Source organism: Luteimonas aestuarii (assembly GCF_004357985.1).
Classification (GTDB): Bacteria; Pseudomonadota; Gammaproteobacteria; order Xanthomonadales; family Xanthomonadaceae; genus Luteimonas; species Luteimonas aestuarii.
Genome location: NZ_SMTF01000030.1, coordinates 1 through 3653, shown reverse-complemented (window position 1 = coordinate 3653; position 3653 = coordinate 1). Strand labels below are relative to the sequence as shown.

Here is a 3653-nt window from a genome sequence, read left to right as displayed (position 1 = left end):
TCGTACGAAAGCGGGGCTGCGTCGCGCGTGATCCCACATCGCACCCTGTAGGAGCATCCTTGGGCGCGAACGGGAACCAAACAACATCGCAACCCAGTCGCGGCCAAGGCCGCTCCTACGAAAGCGGGGCTGCGTCGCGCGTGATCCCACATCGCACCCCGTAGGAGCATCCTTGGGCGCGAACGAGGACCAAACCACGTCGCACCCCATCGTGGGCAGGGCCACGCGCACCATCTGCCCCGCCCCCGCACGGACCGCCCGCGCGGGATCGTTCGCGTTGGCAACCTGCCGCATTGCCATCTCGCCGCCCGGGCCGCCGCCGCTCACGGCATGTCTGCCACGTCAAACGGCGCAGGTCGCATGCCTCGCGACAGCCGCGCAGCAGCCAAACCGCCCGATTGCGTCACATTGCGACGCAATGTGACCAAGGCGGGCACCCCCCCCTCGGGCACCCAACCTGTTTTTGAGACTTTTTCCAGCAAACCGATACATTGGCACTGCCCTGGCAGCGTTGGCACGCCTTCTGCGTATGTACCCTTGCACGTGCACTGTTGCACGGCTGCCCACAGGACCCGGCGCTGCCGACCAACGGGGGCACGTGAAGACAAACCAACCTCTAGGGGATACACCATGAAGAACGTTCGCCGCGCCCAGAAGGGCTTCACCCTGATCGAACTGATGATCGTTGTTGCGATCATCGCCATCCTGGCCGCCATCGCGCTGCCGGCCTACAATAACTACCGCGTGCGCTCGGCTGAGAACGCGTGTTTGGCGGAGGCGAAGGCCTTCACCAACTCGTACACCGCTGCCGTGCATGGCGGCTTCGCCGCTGCTGATTTGCCGACCCATGCTGGTCCTGCTTGCACCGCCACCGCAGCGACTCCGGACCTCGTAACTGCTGCGCCGGGCACTTTCACCACCTTCAACGTTGCAGCAACGGCTCCGGCCGGCGCCCGCAACTCCCAGTGTGATTTTGCCAACGCCACGTGCCAAATCGTTCCGTAAGTTCGCCGGACCAAAGCACGCTAAGAAAGAAAGGGGCCCTTGGCCCCTTTCTTTTTGTGTAGGACCAGACTGTGACTCCCAAGTCACTGTCACAAAAACATGGCTGCCGATCACATTTTTGTGTCGTCTTGCTGTTTTTCGCTAAATGCTGGCGCGTTACTTGCATGGACTACGTTGGGGCACGACATCCGGGGAAAGCATGTTCAAGCGCAATAGGGGATTTACTTTGATCGAGCTGATGATCGTGGTGGCCATCATCGCGATCTTGGCAGCGATTGCTCTGCCTGCCTACAACAACTACCGCATCAATGCGGCGGAGACTGCCTGTCTGGCGGAGACCAAGAGCTATGCGAGCTTTGCAATCGCAACTATCCAGAATGGCGATACACCCGAAGCCGCACCGCGTCGAGCGTGCACCACGTCAAACGACGCTGTGGATCTTGCTACGAACATTACAGCGAGACCTCAGCTTCCAGGTATACGCGAAACGCTGTGCGACATGGCCTCCGGTACCTGTGCTCTGCAGCCCTGATAGTCAAGCACGTCGTGACCTCTGGCTACCGGCGTAAATATTGCGACTCGTTGTTGTCATCCGCTGATAGGCGGCGCGTCGTGCCGTTCTTGCGGTAGAGTTTCTTCGAATTCTTTCGGATTTCTAGCGCCATGAACGCAGTCACCACCGCCAACCTCGTCGGCATCACCGGCATCGCCCGCCGGCTGGTGCTGGACGGCGCCCTGGACGAAGCCGCCGCGCGGGATGCGCTGGACAAGGCCACCCAGGCGCGCCAGCAGATCGCCCTGTACCTGCGCGAGCAGAAGCTGGTGACCGCGGCGCAGATGGCGGCGGCCAACAGCGCCGAGTTCGGCATGCCGGTGTTCGACCCCTCGGCCATGGACGGGCAGTCCAGTGCGGTGAGGCTGGTCAGCGAGGAACTGCTGCGCAAGCACGCCGTGCTGCCGCTGTTCAAGCGCGGCGGCAAGCTGCACGTGGGCACCTCCGACCCCACCAACGCCCACGGCCTGGACGAGATCAAGTTCCACACCAACCTGGCGGTGGAACCCATCCTGGTGGACGAGGACACCCTGCGCCGCACCCTGGAGCTGTGGCTGCAGGCCGCCGACAGCCTGGACGACGCGCTGGGCGACAGCGACGGACTGGAGAACCTGGACGTGGAGGGCGGCGCCGACGACGACCGCAACGAAGCCACGGTGGGCGACGGCAAGGACGACGCGCCGGTGGTGAAGTTCGTCAACAAGGTGCTGGTGGATGCCATCAAGCGCGGCGCGTCCGACATCCACTTCGAACCCTACGAGACCGACTACCGTGTGCGCCTGCGCATCGACGGCATCCTCAAGCAGTCGGCCAGGATGCCGGTGAAGCTCAACAGCCGCATCACCGCGCGCCTGAAGGTGATGGCGCAGCTGGACATCGCCGAGAAGCGCATCCCGCAGGACGGCCGCATCAAGTTGAACCTCAGCAAGACCAAGCAGATCGACTTCCGCGTCAGCACCCTGCCCACCCTGTTCGGCGAGAAGGTGGTGCTGCGTATCCTGGATGCCAGCGCCGCCAAGCTGGGCATCGAGAAGCTGGGCTACGAGCCGGACCAGCAGAAGCTGTTCGAGGAGGCCATCCAGAAGCCCTATGGCATGGTGCTGGTCACCGGCCCCACCGGCAGCGGCAAGACCGTCAGCCTGTACACCGCGCTGGGCATTTTGAACGACGAGACGCGCAACATCTCCACCGCCGAAGACCCGGTGGAAATCCGCCTGCCGGGCGTGAACCAGGTGCAGCAGAACGAGCGCCGCGGCATGACCTTCGCCGCCGCGCTGCGCAGCTTCCTGCGACAGGACCCGGACATCATCATGGTGGGCGAGATCCGCGACCTGGAGACGGCCGAGATCGCCATCAAGGCGGCGCAGACCGGCCACATGGTGCTGAGCACCCTGCACACCAACGACGCGCCGCAGACCATGGCGCGCCTGATGAACATGGGCATCGCGCCGTACAACATCACCAGCTCGGTGACGCTGGTGATCGCGCAGCGCCTGGCGCGACGGTTGTGCGACAAGTGCAAGCGGCCGGCGGAGATCCCCGACCACGCGCTGCTGGCCGAGGGTTTCACCTCGGACGAAGTGCACGAGGGCATCAAGCTGTACGAGGCCGTGGGCTGCGACGAATGCACCAACGGTTACAAGGGCCGCACCGGCGTGTACCAGGTGATGCCGATGACCGACGAAATCGCCACCATCATCCTGGCCGGCGGCAACGCCATGCAGATCGAGGAAGCCGCGCAGAAATCCGGCGTACGCAACCTGCGGCAGTCGGCGTTGCTGAAGGCGAAGAAGGGCGTGACCAGCCTGGCCGAGATCAACCGCGTGACGAAGGACTGAGGCCGCGGCTGCAGGGCGTTGCCTGGTGGCCGCAGCGACGACACTGCGCCGTGTCTTTTGCGTTACGCCTTCCCGCGCAGCTACCCCTTCCCCGTTTTAGCTCCTTCCCGGCTTTAGCCCCTTCCCCCGTTCACGGGGGAAGGCCGGGATGGGGGAGGCCCAGACGCGACGCACCCAACCTCGCTTCGCCAGACACCCCCACCCCAGCCCTCCCCCGTAAACGGAGGAGGGGGCGAGAGCGGAAGGCAGGGATGCGG

The 3653-nt window shown here is 64.2% G+C and carries 3 protein-coding genes; all 3 read left to right on the top strand.

The features are described 5' to 3' along the window. The first annotated feature begins 630 nt into the window (after nucleotides 1–630). The 3 genes from E2F46_RS17890 to pilB all read left to right on the top strand — a co-directional run bounded on the left by E2F46_RS17890 (nucleotide 631) and on the right by pilB (nucleotide 3396). Entirely contained in the window at nucleotides 631–1005 is a 375-nt protein-coding gene (locus E2F46_RS17890; protein WP_133323829.1) for a prepilin-type N-terminal cleavage/methylation domain-containing protein, read from the top strand. A gap of 199 nt (nucleotides 1006–1204) precedes the next feature. Further along, the gene (locus E2F46_RS17885) at nucleotides 1205–1537 is read left to right on the top strand and encodes a prepilin-type N-terminal cleavage/methylation domain-containing protein (protein ID WP_133323828.1); all 333 of its coding nucleotides are present in this window, start codon (nucleotides 1205–1207) and stop codon (nucleotides 1535–1537) included. Nucleotides 1538–1668: 131 nt separating this feature from the next. Beyond that, nucleotides 1669–3396, top strand: coding sequence for a type IV-A pilus assembly ATPase PilB (gene pilB, locus E2F46_RS17275; protein ID WP_133323827.1), 1728 nt, complete (start codon nucleotides 1669–1671; stop codon nucleotides 3394–3396). Nucleotides 3397–3653: the final 257 nt, after the last annotated feature.